Source organism: Mycobacterium sp. Aquia_216, assembly GCF_026723865.1.
GTDB lineage: Bacteria > Actinomycetota > Actinomycetes > Mycobacteriales > Mycobacteriaceae > Mycobacterium.
Genome location: NZ_CP113529.1, coordinates 1,273,257 through 1,289,485 on the forward strand (window position 1 = coordinate 1,273,257; position 16,229 = coordinate 1,289,485).

Annotated in this window: 16 protein-coding genes; 6 read left to right on the plus strand and 10 right to left on the minus strand. The window is 67.0% G+C overall.

From position 1 onward, the window contains the following. Positions 1-23: 23 nt before the first annotated feature. The 8 genes from OK015_RS06155 to OK015_RS06190 form a co-directional block, all read right to left on the minus strand. Positions 24-905 carry a cyclopropane mycolic acid synthase family methyltransferase gene (locus OK015_RS06155; RefSeq protein WP_268130006.1) on the minus strand — a complete coding sequence of 294 codons (882 nt, stop codon included), beginning with the start codon at positions 903-905 and terminating at the stop codon, positions 24-26. Positions 906-1,053: 148 nt separating this feature from the next. After that, entirely contained in the window at positions 1,054-1,917 is an 864-nt protein-coding gene (mmaA2, locus tag OK015_RS06160) for a cyclopropane mycolic acid synthase MmaA2 (RefSeq protein ID WP_268130008.1), read from the minus strand. Between the two features lie 90 nt (positions 1,918-2,007). Further along, positions 2,008-2,871 carry a cyclopropane mycolic acid synthase family methyltransferase gene (locus OK015_RS06165; RefSeq protein ID WP_268130009.1) on the minus strand — a complete coding sequence of 288 codons (864 nt, stop codon included), beginning with the start codon at positions 2,869-2,871 and terminating at the stop codon, positions 2,008-2,010. A gap of 151 nt (positions 2,872-3,022) precedes the next feature. Further along, a complete protein-coding gene (locus OK015_RS06170; protein ID WP_268132483.1) occupies positions 3,023-3,883 on the minus strand; it encodes a cyclopropane mycolic acid synthase family methyltransferase in 861 nt (286 codons plus the stop codon). A gap of 98 nt (positions 3,884-3,981) precedes the next feature. Continuing rightward, complete coding sequence (locus tag OK015_RS06175; RefSeq protein ID WP_442791269.1) at positions 3,982-4,830, minus strand: alpha/beta fold hydrolase; 849 nt, start codon at positions 4,828-4,830, stop codon at positions 3,982-3,984. Positions 4,831-4,922: 92 nt separating this feature from the next. Continuing rightward, positions 4,923-6,269: an ABC1 kinase family protein gene (locus OK015_RS06180; RefSeq protein ID WP_268130011.1), complete on the minus strand. Its 1,347-nt coding sequence runs from the start codon at positions 6,267-6,269 to the stop codon at positions 4,923-4,925. 83 nt (positions 6,270-6,352) lie between these two features. After that, complete coding sequence (locus OK015_RS06185) at positions 6,353-6,916, minus strand: DinB family protein (RefSeq protein ID WP_268132485.1); 564 nt, start codon at positions 6,914-6,916, stop codon at positions 6,353-6,355. Between the two features lie 22 nt (positions 6,917-6,938). Further along, positions 6,939-7,472, minus strand: coding sequence for a DinB family protein (locus OK015_RS06190; protein WP_268130012.1), 534 nt, complete (start codon positions 7,470-7,472; stop codon positions 6,939-6,941). A 90-nt stretch (positions 7,473-7,562) separates the two neighbouring features. Between OK015_RS06190 and OK015_RS06195 the strand changes: the two genes are divergently transcribed. The 3 genes from OK015_RS06195 to OK015_RS06205 are packed head-to-tail and all read left to right on the plus strand — an operon-like array spanning position 7,563 to position 13,279. Further along, positions 7,563-11,753: an NEW3 domain-containing protein gene (locus OK015_RS06195; protein ID WP_268130013.1), complete on the plus strand. Its 4,191-nt coding sequence runs from the start codon at positions 7,563-7,565 to the stop codon at positions 11,751-11,753. Further along, positions 11,750-12,367, plus strand: a complete 618-nt coding sequence (locus OK015_RS06200) for a DUF7158 domain-containing protein (RefSeq protein WP_268130014.1) — start codon at positions 11,750-11,752, stop codon at positions 12,365-12,367. The genes OK015_RS06195 and OK015_RS06200 overlap by 4 nt, the downstream gene beginning before the upstream one ends. A 6-nt stretch (positions 12,368-12,373) precedes the next feature. Then, entirely contained in the window at positions 12,374-13,279 is a 906-nt protein-coding gene (locus OK015_RS06205; RefSeq protein ID WP_268130015.1) for an ROK family protein, read from the plus strand. Here OK015_RS06205 and OK015_RS06210 read toward each other — a convergent pair. After that, complete coding sequence (locus OK015_RS06210) at positions 13,276-13,611, minus strand: winged helix-turn-helix transcriptional regulator (protein WP_268130016.1); 336 nt, start codon at positions 13,609-13,611, stop codon at positions 13,276-13,278. The two genes, OK015_RS06205 and OK015_RS06210, sit on opposite strands and share 4 nt — an antisense overlap. Before the next feature lie 81 nt (positions 13,612-13,692). Here OK015_RS06210 and OK015_RS06215 point away from each other — a divergent pair, with 81 nt between their 5' ends. The 3 genes from OK015_RS06215 (at position 13,693) to rplL (ending at position 15,430) form a co-directional block, all read left to right on the plus strand. Next, positions 13,693-14,133 (plus strand): DUF1772 domain-containing protein, encoded by a 441-nt coding sequence (locus tag OK015_RS06215; protein ID WP_268130017.1) that lies wholly within the window; start codon positions 13,693-13,695, stop codon positions 14,131-14,133. A gap of 256 nt (positions 14,134-14,389) precedes the next feature. Continuing rightward, on the plus strand, positions 14,390-14,995 hold the full coding sequence (rplJ, locus tag OK015_RS06220) for a 50S ribosomal protein L10 (RefSeq protein WP_268130018.1): 606 nt from the start codon (positions 14,390-14,392) through the stop codon (positions 14,993-14,995). Between the two features lie 42 nt (positions 14,996-15,037). Then, on the plus strand, positions 15,038-15,430 hold the full coding sequence (gene rplL / locus OK015_RS06225; RefSeq protein WP_268130019.1) for a 50S ribosomal protein L7/L12: 393 nt from the start codon (positions 15,038-15,040) through the stop codon (positions 15,428-15,430). A gap of 50 nt (positions 15,431-15,480) precedes the next feature. Here the strand turns inward: rplL and OK015_RS06230 are convergent, their stop codons facing one another. Continuing rightward, positions 15,481-16,152 (minus strand): TetR/AcrR family transcriptional regulator, encoded by a 672-nt coding sequence (locus tag OK015_RS06230; RefSeq protein ID WP_268130020.1) that lies wholly within the window; start codon positions 16,150-16,152, stop codon positions 15,481-15,483. Between the last annotated feature and the right edge of the window lie 77 nt (positions 16,153-16,229).

Here is a 16,229-nt window from a genome sequence, read left to right on the forward strand (position 1 = left end):
CTCCGGCAGCCCGACAGATGAGTCTACTTTTCCAGCGTGAATTGGTTGCAATCGATGTAGCCCTTCCGGAACGCATTGGCGCAGCCGGTCAGGAACTTTATGTACCGCTCGTAGACCTCTTCGGATTGGATCTCGACGGCCTGGGCCTTCTGGTCCTCCAGGGCCTGTGCCCACATGTCCAGGGTTGTCGCGAAGTGCGACTGTAACGAGTGACGGCGAGTGACGTCGAAACCCACCTTCGCGCAGTGCTCTTCGACCTTTTCGATGGACGGCAGCCGCCCACCCGGGAAGATGTCGGTCAGGATGAAACGGATGAACTTCGCCATGTCAATGGTCATCGGTATGCCGCGCTCCGTCATCTGCCTCGGGTGCAGCGCGGTGATCGCGTGCAGCAGCATCACGCCGTCTGACGGCATGACCTTGTACGCGAACTTGAAGAAATCGTCGTAGCGCTCGAAGCCGAAGTGCTCCAGCGCTTCGATGATGACGATTCGGTCGACCGGTTCGGTGAACTCCGCCCAGTCGCTCAGCAGCGCCCGGTGCGAGCGATCCGAGTCGATCGTGTCGAGAACTTCCTGGCAGTACGAGTGCTGATTTTTGGACAGGGTCAACCCGATGACGTTGACGTCGTACTTCTCGACGGCGCGCTTCATCACCGAACCCCAGCCGCAACCGATGTCGAGCAGGGTCATCCCCGGCTCGAGCCCCAGCTTGTCCAGTGTCATGTCGAGCTTGGCGACCTGCGCCTCCTGCAGCGACATGCCGTCGTGGGGAAAGTATGCGCAGCTGTAGGTGCGGGTTGGATCCTGGAACAGCGCGAAGAATTCGTTGGAAAGGTCGTAGTGCGCTCGGACATCGTCGGCGTTGGACCGCGTCCGCGTGGCGGCCGGTGAACTATTTGACATGTATCCCCCGAATGGACTGGCGTCCCAACGGGAGGCCATATCCCGGGGACCCTACACGCCGTGGGACGCATCTCTGGTATTTGAGGCGTGACGCCACTGTTGTCCCAATGGCAGATCCCGTTACACGCCAGTGTGACGGATGCGAGAGCTATTTCTCCAGCGTGAATTGGTTGACGTCGATGTAGCCGACCCGGAACGCGTTGGCGCAGCCGGTCAGGTACTTGATGTAGCGCTCGTAGACCTCTTCGGATTGGATCTCGATCGCCTCGTCTCGGTGCGCTTCCAGAGCCGCCGCCCACAGGTCGAGGGTTCGGGCGTAGTGCAGCTGCAGTGACTGGCGGCGGGTCAGCCGGAAACCGTGCTTCGAGGAGTGATCCTCCACCTTCTCGATAGACGGCAGCCGGCCGCCCGGGAAGATCTCGGTGACGATGAACTTGATGAAGCGGGCCATTTCGAACGTCAGCGGTATGCCACGTTCGATCATCTGCGGTCCCGTCAAACCGGTGATCGTGTGCAGCAGCATCACCCCGTCATCCGGCAGCACGCTGTGGGCCATCGTGAAGAAGTCGTCGTAGCGATCGTGGCCGAAGTGCTCGAATGCGCCGATCGACACGATGCGGTCGACCGGCTCGTCGAACTGCTCCCAGCCGGCCAGCAACACTTGCTTGCTGCGCGGGTTGTCCATTGCGTCGAACGACTGCTGGACGTGGGCGGCCTGGTTCTTGGAGAGCGTCAAGCCGACGACGTTGACGTCGTACTTCTCGACGGCGCGCCGCATGGTGGCACCCCAGCCGCAGCCGACGTCGAGCAGCGTCATCCCGGGTTGCAGCCCGAGTTTGCCCAGCGCCAGATCGATCTTGGCGAGCTGGGCTTCTTCCAGCGTCATGTCGTCGCGCTCGAAGTAGGCGCAGCTGTAGGTCTGGGTGGGATCCAGGAACAACCGGAAGAAGTCGTCGGACAGGTCGTAGTGCGCCTGCACATCGGCGAAGTGCGGTGTCAGCTTTCGAGCCATGACGGTATACCTTCCTGACGAAACGCAGTAAAGATACCCCGCGCACGCCCCGGGACGGGTTATTCGATCCAGCAGGTCAAGACTGCCGGACTACTTCGCCAGGGTGAATTGGTTGACGTCGACGTAGCCGTCGCGGAACCTCTGGGCGCAGCCGGTCAGGTACTTGATGTAGCGCTCGTAGACCTCTTCGGATTGGATCTCGATCGCCTCGCCCTTGCGGGCCTGCAGCGCCTCGGCCCACAAGTCGAGGGTACGGGCGTAGTGCGGCTGCAGCGACTGGCGGCGGGTCAGCGTGAAACCCGCGTCGCTGGAGTGCTCCTCGACCGTCGGGATCTTGGGTAGCCGGCCGCCCGGGAAGATCTCCCGCTGGATGAAAATGATGAAACGGAGCAGCTCGATGGAGATGGGTAGGCCCCGGTCGATGCATTCCTGTTTCGTCAGATCGGTGATCGTGTGCAGCAGCATCACACCGTCGCCGGGCAGAGCGTGGTAGGCCATCTTGAAGAAATCGCCGTAGCGGTCGGGGCCGAAGTGCTCGAATGCGCCGATCGACACGATGCGGTCGACGGGCTCGTCGAACTCCTCCCAGCCGGCCAGCAAGACTCGCTTGCTGCGCGGGTTGTCCATTTCGTCGAACGACTTCTGGACGTGGGCGGCCTGGTTCTTGGAAAGGGTCAACCCGACGACGTTGACGTCGTACTTCTCCACGGCGCGCCGCATAGTGGCGCCCCAGCCGCAGCCGACGTCGAGCAGCGTCATCCCCGGCCGCAACCCGAGTTTGCCCAGCGACAAATCGATCTTGGCGAGCTGGGCTTCTTCCAGCGTCATGTCGTCGCGCTCGAAATAGGCACAACTGTAGGTCTGGGACGGATCCAGGAACAGGCGGAAGAAATCGTCGGACAGGTCGTAATGCGCTTGCACATCGGCGAAGTGCGGTTCCAGTTTTTGAGTCATGAGCGTTATGCCCTCCCCACGCATCCCACTGAACGTCCCCCGAGCCCGAACCGGGCAAGACTTTATTATCCAGCTTTCCGGTTTTACGGGTGGCGAAACCGCGCAGTTCAACACGGAAATCGCCGAGAGTGCGTCGCGGCGGGCGATCGCCTCACTTGATGAGGGTGAATTGCCCCACGTTGGAGATGCCCTTGCGGAAGAGGGCCGCGCAGCCGGTCAGGTAGCGCATGTAGCGGTTGTAGACCTCTTCGCTTTGGATGGCGATGGCGCGGTCGCGGTTGGCTTCCAGATTGGCTGCCCACATGTCCAAAGTCCGCGCGTAATGGGTCGGCAGCAACTGGACTTCTCCCAGGGAGAATCCGCTGTTCCGGGAAAGGTCGACGATATCGGCCTCCCCGCACATCTGACCGCCGGGGAAGATTTCCTTCCCGAGGAAGTGCAAGAACTTCAGGTCGTTCATCGTGATCGGGATGCCGTGCTCTTTCCAGTGCGACTGCGGATACGTGAAAATGCTGTGCATCAGCACCCGGCTGTCACTGGGGAGTGCCTTGTAGGCCCAATCCCAGAACGCCGGCCAACGCTCCTTCTTGAACGCGTCGAAGGCCTCGAAGCTAATGATCCGGTCGACGTGTTCGTCGAACTCCTCCCAGCCCTGCAGACGGGCCTCGACCCGCCGCGTAGTCGGGATCGCGGCCAGCCTTTCTTTGGTGCGCGCGTAGTGATTTCGGCTGAGCGTGATGCCGATGACATTCACGTCGTATTTCTCAACCGCTCGCACCACGGCTCCGCCCCAGCCGCAACCGACGTCGAGCAGCGTCATTCCGGGCTCGAGGTCCAGCTTGCCCAGCCCCAGATCCAGCTTGGCGAGCTGCGCCTCTTCCAGCGTCATGTCGTCGTTCTTGAAGTACGCGCACGTATAGACCATGTTGGGGTCCAAGAACAACGCGAAGAAGTCGTCCGAAATGTCGTAGGTAGCCTGCGACTCTTCGTAATACGGCTTCAGCTTCGCCACCATCACATCCTCCCAAAGTATTAACGCTACAACGCCGTGAGACTCCGCGCGAAACTCGCGACCGACTGAAACGCCTAAGCCGCCTGCTCGACTCCGGCTCAGCTGGCCTCGGCGAAATTCCCCGTCAAAACCCCGATCACCGCATCCCACAGCTGTTGGGGCAGATCATGTCCCATCCCGTCGAATAACACCAATCGGGCGCCGCTTATTGCCCGCGCGATCGCACGTCCGCCGAAAGGCCGCATGAGTTTGTCGGCCCGACCGTGGATGACGACGGTGGGTGCCACGATCCGCCGGTCGTGGTGTGCCAGGCTGCCGCTGCCCAAGATCGCGCTGAATTGCCCGGCGATGCCTTGCGGGTAGTAGTTGCGGTCGTATCCCTCGGCGGCCTCGGCGCGAACCTGGCCCTCGGGTGTGCGGTAGCGCGGGCTGCCGATGATCCTGCTCACCCGCACCGCGTTGTCGATGATCACGTCGCGGGGCGAGCCCGGGGGCGGCCCTTTGACGAGCGCCAGCAGTGCGCGGGGCGCCGGCGGGGGCAGGAATGCCGAGTTGTTGCTGGAGAACAGGACCCCGAGGGTCCTGGTCCGCTGGGCGAATCGTGCGGCGAAGACCTGGGCGATCATTCCGCCCATCGATGCCCCGACGATGTGAGCCTGGCTGATGCCGAGATGGTCGAGCACGGCCGCGGCGTCGTCCGCCATGTCCTCGAGCGTGTACGTCGCCCTGCTGCGCAGCCCCACCCAGGAGCGGAGCAACCGCGTGGCGAATGGCTGGCCGACGCTGCGACGCTCGGTCTTGCTGGACAGCCCGACATCCCGGTTGTCGTACCGGATTACGCGCAGGCCGTGGCCGACCAGCCGCTCGCAGAACTCGGTCCGCCACAGCAGCAGCTGAGCGCCTAGCCCCATGATCAGCAGTACGGGCGGGGCGCCGATATCGCCCATGTCCTCGTAGTAGAGCTTCAGGTCGCTCGCAGCGGCCCCCGAACTCGCCGTTGATGACGCAAAGCCGGTGCGGATCTCCACCAGAGGGCTCCCTAGACCTCGACGTCGGACTGATGCTCGCGGCTGACCTCGACCATGAAGTTGGCGAAGTACCCCGTCAGCTGTGGATCGGACATCATCTGCCATTTCGGTGCGAGCAGCTTCATATACCGCTCGACGTAGAGGAACTGCTTGCCGATCAACACCAACTCGCGCGGCAGCTTGACGTCGTAGGCGTCGGCCAGCGTCGACAGCTGCTTTCCGATGTCGGCGTAGGACATGTCGCCCAGCGTCGACATGGTTAGTGGGGTGGCGAATTTCTCCAGATCCTTGGCGGCCTCGGCTTCGGGCTTCATCGTGCCGACGGCCCCCATCAGCACGACGATCTTGCCGGCCGCGGCGTGGTCCTTCGTGACCAGCAGCGCGTACACCAACTCCCGCAGCAGCCACCGGGTTCGGGGATCGATGCGGCCCATGATTCCGAAGTCGAAGAACACGATTCGGCCTTGGTCGTCGACGTACAGGTTGCCCGCGTGCAGGTCGCCGTGGAACAGCCCGTGCCGCAGGCCGCCTTCGAAAAGCGAGAACAGCAGCGCCTTGACCAGTTCGACGCCGTCGAATCCAGCCTTGCGGATGGCGGCGACGTCGTCGATGCGGATGCCCTGCACCCGCTCCATCGTCAGCACCCGGTCGCTGGTGAAGTCCCAGTGCACGGTCGGCACCCGGATGTTGCGGCCCAGCGGTGACACGTGCAGGTGCGAGACCCATGCCTCCATGGACTGCGCCTCGAGCCGGAAATTCAGCTCTTCGGCCAGGTTGGCGGAGAAGTCGGCGACCACGTCTTGTGCCGAGAGCCGTCGGCCCAGCTTGGCCAGTTCGACGGCCTGGGCGAAGCGCTTCAGGATCTGCAGGTCGGCGGCGACCCGGCGGCGGATGCCCGGGCGCTGGATCTTGACGACGACCTCCTCACCGCTGTGCAGCGTGGCGTAGTGCACCTGGGCGATGGAGGCCGAGGCGAACGGTGTTTCGTCCCACTTCGCGAACAGCTCGGCCGGGTCGGCTCCCAGTTCCTCGACGAACAGCTTGTGCACCTCGTCGGAGTCGGCCGGCGGCACCCGGTCGAGCAGGCCACGGAATTCGCGGGACAGCGATTCGCCGAACGCGCCTGGGCTGGAGGCGATGATCTGCCCGAACTTCACATACGTCGGGCCCAGATCGGCGAAGGTCTGGGGCAGCTGCTTGATCACCTTCTGCTGCCATGACCCCTTGCCCGTCAGCGTGCCGACGACGCGAGCGGCGGAGCGGGTGACCTGCCAACCAGTGACGGCGACCCGGGCCGCTTCGACCGGCAAGGGCACCCGATCAAGCCTGGCCGCCTCTCGGTGTTTGGTAGAGCTCATCTGTGCAGTCTGCCAAACCTATGGTGTCAAATCCCAATTCGTCGTCCGTTGAGCAGGCTTTTTACGTGTCCGGGTGGGGGACTTCACGCCTTTTTCCAAGGCGTGACCCAGCCCTCGAGTTCCCAGCCTTCCAGCGCGGCGAGCAGCTCGTACAACGTGGCCCCGTCGAGGGTCTCGCGGACGATGTCGGCGTGCCCGGCGTGGCGCGCCAACTCGTTGATGACGTGCAAGATCACCCATCGCACCGACCACGCCTCGATGTCTTTGGGAAACCAGGGAACGTCGTGGGGCACGGGCACCGCCGCGCCGAGGTCCGCGGTCTCCACCAGCCGTAGCGACGTCGCGTTTTGTTCCCCGAATGCCCGCAGCAGCCCGTCCAGCGTCTCGTCGGGCCGCATCACGTGCTGGTCCTCGAACTCCTCGCCGACCGGCCGGGCGTCCTTGGGCGGTGCGTCCGGGGCGGCCGCGACTCGTGTCATCCAGCTGCGTTGCATCCGTGTCACGTGCTTGACCAGTCCGCCGATCGAGAGGGCACTCGCCGACGGCGACGACCGGGCCTGTTCGTCGGTGAGGCCGTATGCCACGGCGAAGTAGGACCTTTGGTGGAAGGCCAGGTATTCGCGCAGGGCACTGCGCTCGTCGGCCACTGGTGGGGCGAGGGCTGGCATGTCACTTCTCCTGGTTGACGGTTTGACGATGTAAGTAAAGGTCGCGCAGGCAAGCGATTTCGGCGCCGTGGTGGATCGCTTCCCGATTGATGTGCAACCCCAGCTCGCTGAGCGCGTACTCGGCGTACGGACCTTCGGCCGGGCCGCAGGGCCGGGTCAGGTCGGCGGCCGAAAGCGACCGCACGCCGGTGGTCCACGCGGTGTACGTCAGGTCGAGTTGCCGCAGGGCGGTGCCGGCATCGGTCGCGTAGGTCCAGCTCTGGTAGTCGGCGGCCGGACCGCCGAAGTGGCTGTGGCTGCGCATCGCGAACACGCCGACAATGACGTGGGCCAGGCGCCAGGCGATGGTGGTGAACGGCGGCGGGCTGGGCGCGTGGAACGCGAAGTCGATAGACCCGTCCGGATGCACTGTCCAGCAGTTGGGCACCGGCTGCCAGAAGTACTCGTCGTCGGTCAGTCCGTCCAGGCGGGGGCGTAGCTGGGTGCGCCAATGCCAGTCGAGCTGATCGGCCAGCTGTGTGGTCTCCTCCGCCATGGCGCCGAGTGTTCCAGCTACCGGTGACACCCGTCTGCTACCCCGACGGCTTATCCTCCGACGCGGGGCGGTCGCGCGTAAGGTGCGGGCATGCAGCTGATTTCGGCGCACTCGACTGAACTGTTCGTTGGGCCGCCGGATACACCGCTACAGCTGGCCCGGGTCACCGTCGGCGGCGTAACCGAGCCGACACCGGTGCGCATCGACGGCGACCGTCTGCGCGGGGAGGTACTCGCCGAGACCGGCGATGAGGTCCTCGAGATTGCGGTGAGGGTGCAGAATCCGGTGGTCGGCGAGCGGCGGGCCGCTCGGGTACACGCCGGCGGCGCCGGTGCGCAGTTCGAATTCACTGTGGCCGAGCCCGGCTGGACGATGTTCATGGTCAGCCATTTCCATTACGACCCGGTGTGGTGGAACACGCAGGCCGCCTATACCAGCGAGTGGACCGAAGACCCGCCGGGGCGGGCCCGGCAGACCAACGGTTTCGAGTTGGTCCACGCGCATTTGGAAATGGCGCGCCGCGAGCCCGAATACAAGTTCGTGCTGGCTGAGGTGGACTACCTCAAGCCGTACTGGGACACCCACCCCGAGGACCGTGCCGATCTGCGCCGCTTCCTTGCCGCCGGCCGCGTCGAGGTGATGGGCGGCACCTACAACGAACCCAACACCAACCTCACCAGCCCGGAGACGACGATCCGAAACCTGGTGCACGGCATCGGGTTTCAGCGCGACGTGCTGGGCGCCGACCCGGCCACCGCGTGGCAGCTCGACGTGTTCGGTCACGACCCGCAGTTCCCAGGGATGGCTGCCGACGCCGGGCTGACGTCGAGCTCGTGGGCCCGGGGCCCGCACCACCAGTGGGGGCCGGGACAGGACGCCTCCGAAGACGGCGACCTCGAGCGCATGCAGTTCTGCAGCGAGTTCGAATGGATTTCGCCGTCGGGCCGCGGCCTGCTCACGCACTACATGCCGGCGCACTACTCGGCGGGCTGGTGGATGGACTCGTGCCCGTCGTTGGCCGAGGCGGAAGAGGCCACCCACGGGCTGTTCCACCAGCTCAAAAAGGTCGCCCTGACTCGCAACGTGCTGTTGCCGGTGGGCACCGATTACACGCCGCCGAACAAGTGGGTCACCGAAATCCACCGCGACTGGGCCGCCCGCTACACCTGGCCGCGATTCGTGTGCGCGCTGCCGCGGGAGTTCTTCGCCGCGGTGCGCGCCGAGCTGGACGAGCGGGGTGAAGTGGCGTCGCCGCAAACGCGCGACATGAACCCGATCTATACCGGCAAGGACGTTTCCTACATCGACACCAAGCAGGCCAACCGGGCCGCCGAAAACGCCGTGTTGGACGCCGAGCGCTACGCGGTGTTCGCGGCGCTGATGACCGGCGCCGATTACCCGCATGCCGCGCTGGCCAAGGCGTGGGTGCAACTGGCCTACGGCGCGCACCACGACGCGATCACCGGCTCCGAATCCGACCAGGTCTACCTCGACCTGCTGACCGGGTGGCGCGACGCGTGGGAGCTGGGTGGCGCGGCCCGCGACAACTCCTTGGCGCTGCTGTCTGGTGCCGTCAACGTTCCAGACGGAGCCCGGGGCGCCGTCGTGGTGTGGAACGCGTTGACACACCAGCGCACCGACGTCGTCACCGTCCAGGTCGATCCGCCGCTGGCCGCGGGTGCGCGGGTGTTCGACGCCGACGGCGCCGAACTGGCGGCGCTGGTCGAGCACGACGGGCGGTCGGTCACCTGGCTGGCCCGCGACGTCCCGTCACTGGGTTGGCGGGCCTACCGGCTGATTCCCGCCGACCAGGTGACCGGTTGGGAGCCGCTGTCCGGGCACACGATCGAAAACGAGCACTACCGGTTGGCGGCTGACCCGGCCCGGGGTGGGGGAGTCGTATCCCTGATTCAGGACACCCGCCAGTTGATCGCCGACGGGCGGGTGGGCAACGAGCTCGCCGTCTACGAGGAATACCCGGCGCACCCTGGGCAGGGGGAGGGCCCGTGGCATCTGCTGCCCAAGGGGCCGGTGGTGTGCTCGTCGGAATCGCCGGCGCAAGTCCGGGCCTACCGAGGACCGCTCGGCCAGCGCCTGGTCGTGCACGGCCGGATCGGCGAATTGCTGCGCTACACCCAGACCATCACGCTGTGGCGCGGCGTGGCGCGGCTGGACTGCCGCACCACCATCGACGACTTCACCGGCGAGGACCGCCTGTTGCGGCTGCGCTGGCCGTGTCCGGTGCCGGGCGCCATGCCGGTCAGCGAGGTGGGCGATGCCGTCGTCGGCCGAGGTTTCGCGCTGCTGCACGAGGGATCTCGCTCCGTGGACACCGAGCACCAGCCGTGGACGCTGGACAACCCGGCCTACAGCTGGTTCGGTCTGTCATCGGCTGCCCGGGTCCGTCTGGGAGACAACGATATTCGCGCGGTATCCGTGGCCGAGGTGGTGTCGCCGTCGGAAGCGTCGTCCGGACCGCTGGCGCGTGAGCTGATGGTCGCGCTGGTCCGCGCCGGCGTCACCGCGACCTGCAGCGGGGCCGACAAACCGCGCTACGGCAACCTCGAGGTCGACTCCAACCTGCCCGACGTGCGCATCGCGCTGGGCGGCCCCGACCGCAACGCCTTTACCGAAGCGGTGCTGGCCGAGGCCGACCCGGTGTACGCGAAAGAACTCGAACGTCAGCTCGCCGAGACGGGCCGGGCCAGGGTGTGGGTGCCCGCGGCGACGCCGTTGGCGGCCGCCTGGGTCCCCGGCGCCGACCTGCGTGCGGCGCACGCGCTCCCGGTGCTGGTGATCGACGGCGCCGACGAGAAGCGCCTCGACGCCGAGATCGCTTCGGTGGCAGCCGATCTCGAAGGCGCTGAGATCGCCGTGACGCAGCAGGCCGCAGCGGGGACGGAACCCTTCGAATCCCGCACCGTCGCGTTGTTCAACCGCGGCGTGCCGAGCTTCGCCGTCGACACCGAAGGCACGCTGCACACCGCGCTGTTGCGGTCCTGCACCGGCTGGCCGTCCGGCACCTGGATCGACGAACCACGCCGCACCGCGCCCGACGGCTCGAACTTCCAACTCCAGCACTGGACACACCATTTCGACTACGCGCTGGCTTGCGGCGACGGCGACTGGCGGCGCGCCGAGATCCCGACCCGCAGCGCGCAGTTCTCCCATCCGCTGCGCGCCGTCTTCCCCGGCCGTCGGCGCGGCAACCTGGCGGCCGCCGGATCGCTGCTGCACGTCGAACCCGCCGGCACGGTGCACGTCGGGGCGTTCAAGGCGGCGGGCAACCCGCTGACGGCCGGGCGCACCGAGCCGGTCGACCCCGGGACGGTGGCGCTGCGGCTGGTGGAAACTACCGGTGCCACTACCCGAGTTGAGATCGGCTCGGCAGTCGGCAAGCTGGGCGCGATGCGGCTCGCCGACCTGCTGGAGACACCGCAAGCGCGCAAGCGATCGCTCGAGCTGCACGGCTACCAGGTCGCCACCGTGCTGGCCCGGCTCGATATCGCCAAGGCATTCGACGAAGACAGCGCGCTGGGCCCGGAAGCCGAGATCGCCCAGCCGTTGTATGCGCGCTATTGGCTGCACAATCGCGGCCCCGCGCCGCTGGGCGGGCTGCCGGCCGTCGCGCACCTGCACCCGCAGCGAGCCACCGCCGAGCCGGGCGGCGAGCTGACGCTGCGACTCACCGCGGCCAGCGACTGCACTGATGCGGACCTGACCGGTGCGGTTGTGCTGGTGTGTCCGGACGGCTGGTCGGCCACACCCGCCGAGCTGCCGTTCACGCTGGCCGGCGGCGAGTACCGGGAGGCCGACGTGGTGCTGGCGATACCGGCCGGTGCCGAGCCCGGCCGGTACCCGATCCGGGCGCAGCTATGCGTCACCGGGGACAAGGTCCCGGCCGCTTGGGGGCAGACGGTCGAGGACGTGTGTGTCGTGGAAGTAGGAGCGGACCGGGAGACCGAGCTGGTCTACCTCGCCGGCGGGCCCGACGCGATCGCGCTGCGTGCCGGCCACACGGCCCGGCTGGCCGTGACGATCGGCAGCAATGCCGGGGCGGACCTGTCGGCCGAGGCGCATCTGATCAGCCCCTGGGGCACCTGGGAGTGGATCGGCCCGGCCTCGCTCGGTGCGGTGCTGCCGGCCCGCGGCACCGTCGAACTCGGCTTCGACGTCTGCCCACCGGTGTGGCTGGAACCCGGCCAGTGGTGGGCCCTGGTCCGGGTCGGCTGCGCCGGACGGCTGGTGTATTCACCAGCGGTCAAGGTGACCGTGACATGAGCGTTGATGCGGTTGCCGCCGTCGCGGGCATTCCGGTCGCGGTCGAGGAGCTCGACGCGGCCGAGGCGCGATTGCGCAGCGGCCCCCGCGCGGCGGCGCTGCCGGCCACCGGCACCAGCGAGGGTCGCCAACTGCGGCGCTGGCTCACCCAACTCCTGGTGACCGAACGCGTGGTCGCCACCGAAGTCGCCGCCCGGGGATTGACCGAGCGCGGCGCACCGACCGAGGCCCAGCTGCTGCCCGACATGACGGCCCGACTGGAGATCGGCAGTGTGGCCGCGGCCGCGCTGGCTGATCCGCGGGCCCGGGCGCTGTTCGCCGACGTGACCGCCGCGGTCCGGGTGGGCGATCTCGAGGTGGCCGGCTACCACGCCCGCAATCCGCTGCGATTCGCCGCGCCGCACCCCGACGGCCACGGCTGGTGCGCGCCCTCGAGCGTCGGACCGCCGCTGGCACAGGTCCAGTCCGCGATCGCCGAGCATCTGGGCGGCGCCGCGCGGCGACGCGCCTTCCGGGTGTGGCTAGATGAGCGCCGCGCGGCGCTGGTCCGGCTAGCTCCCGGTTACGAGCATCCCGGCGACCCGCGCCAACCTGACAACACGCACCGGCACTGAGCGGCCATGCTTACCCTCTGCCTCGATATCGGCGGCACGAAAATAGCTGTGGGCCTTGCTGATTCGGAGGGAGCGTTGGTATACACCGCGACTCGGCCCACCCCGGCGGCCGGGTCTGCCGAACAGGTCTGGGACGTGGTCGCCGCAATGATCGCCGACGCGTCGGCGGCGGCCGGCGGTACGGTCCGCGCCGCGGGTATCGCTTCGGCCGGCCCGATCGACCTACACAGCGGAACCGTCAGTCCGATCAACATCAAGTGCTGGCAACGGTTTCCGTTGCGGGACCGGGTCGCCGCCGCGTTGCCGGGCGTACCGGTACGACTCGGTGGTGACGGCGTATGTATGGCCTTGGGCGAGCACTGGCTCGGCGCGGGCCGGGGCGCGCGCTTCCTGCTGGCCATGGTGGTGTCGACGGGCGTCGGCGGTGGATTGGTGCTCGACGGCGCGCCCTATGCGGGCCGCAGCGGCAATGCCGGGCACGTCGGTCACGTGGTGGTGGAACGTGACGGCCAGCCTTGTACGTGCGGGGGCCGCGGCTGTGTCGAGACGGTTGCGGCCGGGCCGTGGCTGGTGCACTGGGCGCGGGCCAACGGGTGGTCGGCGGCACCCGGCGCCGACGCGCGCGAGCTGGCCGCCGCGGCGATGGCCGGCGATGAGGTCGCGGTGCGGGCGTTCGTCAGGGGGGCCACCGCGCTGGCGATGATGATCGCGTCGGTGGCGGCGGTATGCGACCTGGACCTCGTCGTCATCGGGGGAGGCGTGGCCAAGTCCGGCCGCCTGCTCTTCGACCCGCTGCGCGCGGCGCTGACCGGCTACGCCGGGCTGGAGTTTCTGGCCGGGTTGCGCGTGGTGCCCGCCGCCCTCGGCGGCAATGCCGGGCTGGTCGGCGCGGCCCGGCTCGCGGAGGCTTAGCCAACGGCGTTGCGCTGCATATGCTTTCGACCCCAGTCGCACAAACTCGCCAGCACCGGCGCCAGCGTCATGCCGTACTCGGAAATCGAATAGTGCACGCAGGGCGGAACCGTGCGAGCGTCGTGGCGGTCGATGATTCCGGCGTCGACCAGCTCGTGCAGGTGACGGATCAGCATCCGCTCGGTGATACCCGGGATGCTGCGCCGCAGCTCGGCAGTTCGCATCGGGCCGTCGCACAGTCGCCAGAGGATCGTGCCTTTCCAGCGGCCGTCGATCACCGACAGTGCGGCGTCGATCGGGCAGTCGCCGACTTCTTTTTTCGATACCGCCATCGCAGTTCCCAGCCTCGTAGCCGTGCTGACTAATTTGTCAGTACCTTGATATTTGGCAGCTTAACAGCCAGGGTCGTTTTCATGAGGGACAGCTTGAACGCGCTTGCAGTTGTAGTCACCGGCCCGATGGTGGGGGTGGAGTTGTCGGTCGCGGCGTTTTTCAATCCGCTTTTCGCGCGGCTACCCGACGACGCCTTCCGTGCGGCCCGTGGCCGGGCCAGTCGAGTACTGGGTGCGGTGATGCCGTTCTGGTACGTGGGCACCCTGGTGGTCTTGGCCGTCACGGCCGTCCGCGGCTGGGGCGGGACGACTGGCTGGCTGTGTGGCATTGCCGCGGGCCTGATGGCGGCCGTTGTGCTGTTGACCGTGACCATGCTGGTGCCGATCAACAACCGCATCGCCAAGTGGCCCGTCACCGGCGAGATGTCTCGTGAGCTCGCGGCGCGATGGGACCGCCTGCACTGGCTGCGGGTCGTCGTTCTGCTGGTGCTCTTTGCGCTGCTGACCGTCGCTGTCACCTGACGTCCGCCGTTTTGGCTGATCGCGGGTTGTCACGCTATCCTTGGTGCCGATCCACCGAAGACCGTCGGTCGCCGAGCAATCGGTCGAAGGTCCGGGAACATCCCGGCGGCCCACGCAGGAGGACGAGGCATTACCGCCGGCGCCCGCGCCGGTGTACCCCAAACGCCCCGTGCCGCTTCCTGCGCCGGGGCGTTCGTCGTTCCTCGGGTGATCACACACGACACGTTTAACCGTGACATTCACCGAGGAGGTATGCATGGCCAGAGCCGACAAGGCCACCGCCGTTGCGGACATTGTCGAGCAGTTCAGCGCCTCGACCGCGACCGTCATCACCGAATACCGCGGCCTGACGGTGGCCAACCTGGCCGACCTGCGCCGCTCGCTGGCGGGTTCGGCCACCTACACCGTGGCCAAGAACACGCTGATCAAGCGGGCGGCTTCGGAGGCGGGGATCGAGGGTCTCGACGAGCTGTTCGCGGGCCCGACGGCCATCGCGTTTATCAGCGGCGAGCCCGTCGACGCCGCCAAGGCCATCAAGACCTTCGCCAAGGACAACAAGGCGCTGGTCATCAAGGGTGGCTACATGGACGGCCACGCCTTGACGGTGGCCGAGGTCGAGCGCATTGCCGACCTGGAGTCCCGCGAGGTCCTGCTGGCCAAGCTGGCCGGTGCCATGAAGGGCAACCTCGCCAAGGCGGCCGGTCTGTTCAATGCGCCGGCCTCGCAGTTCGCCCGCCTGGCGGCCGCACTGCAGGAGAAGAAGGCGGCCGACCCGGCTGCCGCGGCGGCCCCGGCCGCAGAACCCGCGTCGGAGGCACCCGCTTCGGAGGCACCCGTCGAGACCCCGGCTGAAGCCGAATAAAAACCACCCCGCTACCAGGGAAAACAAGGAAGGACCCACACCATGGCCAAAATCTCTACCGACGACCTGCTTGACGTCTTCAAGGAAATGACCCTGCTGGAGCTCTCGGAGTTCGTGAAGAAGTTCGAGGAGACCTTCGAGGTCACCGCGGCCGCCCCCGTTGCGGTCGCCGCTGCCGGCGGTGCCGCCGCCGGCGCGCCCGCCGAGGCCGCCGAGGAGCAGTCGGAGTTCGACGTCATCCTCGAGGCCGCCGGCGACAAGAAGATCGGCGTCATCAAGGTGGTCCGCGAGATCGTCTCCGGCCTGGGCCTGAAAGAGGCCAAGGACCTGGTCGACAGCGCACCCAAGCCGTTGCTGGAGAAGGTCGCCAAGGAAGCCGCCGAGGAGGCCAAGGGCAAGCTCGAGGCTGCCGGCGCGACCGTCACCGTCAAGTAGTTCAACTCACACGAAACCCCCGGGGTCATCTCCCCGGGGGTTTCGTGTGCTCAGGGGTTCGCTGACCGCAGCGACTGCGCCACGCGTTCCGCTGAATCACCCAGGGCGACAAGAAGATTCGATGTCATCGCCTCGAGCACCGGCGTGACGGCCGAGCCCTCGTCGCCGTAGTATCCGGCGAGCTCGAGCATCACGAACCCGTGGATCAACGCCCAGAACTGGGCCGCGGTGGCCACGACGGACGCGTTGTCGTCGGCACCGCCTACGGTGATCCGGCCGGCCAGCATGCATCGGCGCACCACGCGCACCACGTGCGCGAAGCTGGGGTGGTGCCGCTCGATCTCGGCGACCGTGAGCGTGAGGACATTGCCAGCCGGCGCGTTGATGCCGTGCGCGCTGGTGCTGCCGAACATCAGCCGATACATGTGCGGCCGGTCGATGGCGTAGCGGCGGTAGGCGCCGCCGACGACAAACAAATCGGCCACCGGATCGGCGGTCTGCGGCACCGTCTGGGCGGCATCGAACTGCCGCAGCCCCTCCTCGGCGACCGCAGCGATCAGCGCCTGCATCCCGCCGAAGTGCGTGTACACCGACATCGTCGACGTTCCTGCGGCGCCGGCCACCTTGCGGGTCTGCAGGGCGTCCGGCCCGTGCTCGTCGAGCAGGCCGACGGCGGCGTGCAGCATCTCGTCGCGCACACTGCGCTGAACTTCCGAAGTCATCTCTCCAACCATCTCTGCCGGGGCCTTGCCATCTTCTCATCACCGGCGTACGGTCTCAATAACGCTGCAATAACAAT

What these genes read in the sequence shown, in the direction of transcription:
- OK015_RS06155 (WP_268130006.1), bottom strand. Translation starts at nt 905, where the DNA reads ATGTCAAATAGTTCACCGGCCGCCACGCGGACGCGGTCCAACGCCGAC.
- mmaA2 (WP_268130008.1), bottom strand. Translation starts at nt 1,917, where the DNA reads ATGGCTCGAAAGCTGACACCGCACTTCGCCGATGTGCAGGCGCACTAC.
- OK015_RS06165 (WP_268130009.1), bottom strand. Translation starts at nt 2,871, where the DNA reads ATGACTCAAAAACTGGAACCGCACTTCGCCGATGTGCAAGCGCATTAC.
- OK015_RS06175 (WP_442791269.1), bottom strand. Translation starts at nt 4,830, where the DNA reads ATGGGCGATATCGGCGCCCCGCCCGTACTGCTGATCATGGGGCTAGGC.
- OK015_RS06180 (WP_268130011.1), bottom strand. Translation starts at nt 6,269, where the DNA reads ATGAGCTCTACCAAACACCGAGAGGCGGCCAGGCTTGATCGGGTGCCC.
- OK015_RS06190 (WP_268130012.1), bottom strand. Translation starts at nt 7,472, where the DNA reads ATGGCGGAGGAGACCACACAGCTGGCCGATCAGCTCGACTGGCATTGG.
- OK015_RS06195 (WP_268130013.1), top strand. Translation starts at nt 7,563, where the DNA reads ATGCAGCTGATTTCGGCGCACTCGACTGAACTGTTCGTTGGGCCGCCG.
- OK015_RS06200 (WP_268130014.1), top strand. Translation starts at nt 11,750, where the DNA reads ATGAGCGTTGATGCGGTTGCCGCCGTCGCGGGCATTCCGGTCGCGGTC.
- OK015_RS06205 (WP_268130015.1), top strand. Translation starts at nt 12,374, where the DNA reads ATGCTTACCCTCTGCCTCGATATCGGCGGCACGAAAATAGCTGTGGGC.
- OK015_RS06210 (WP_268130016.1), bottom strand. Translation starts at nt 13,611, where the DNA reads ATGGCGGTATCGAAAAAAGAAGTCGGCGACTGCCCGATCGACGCCGCA.
- OK015_RS06215 (WP_268130017.1), top strand. Translation starts at nt 13,693, where the DNA reads ATGAGGGACAGCTTGAACGCGCTTGCAGTTGTAGTCACCGGCCCGATG.
- rplJ (WP_268130018.1), top strand. Translation starts at nt 14,390, where the DNA reads ATGGCCAGAGCCGACAAGGCCACCGCCGTTGCGGACATTGTCGAGCAG.
- rplL (WP_268130019.1), top strand. Translation starts at nt 15,038, where the DNA reads ATGGCCAAAATCTCTACCGACGACCTGCTTGACGTCTTCAAGGAAATG.
- OK015_RS06230 (WP_268130020.1), bottom strand. Translation starts at nt 16,152, where the DNA reads ATGACTTCGGAAGTTCAGCGCAGTGTGCGCGACGAGATGCTGCACGCC.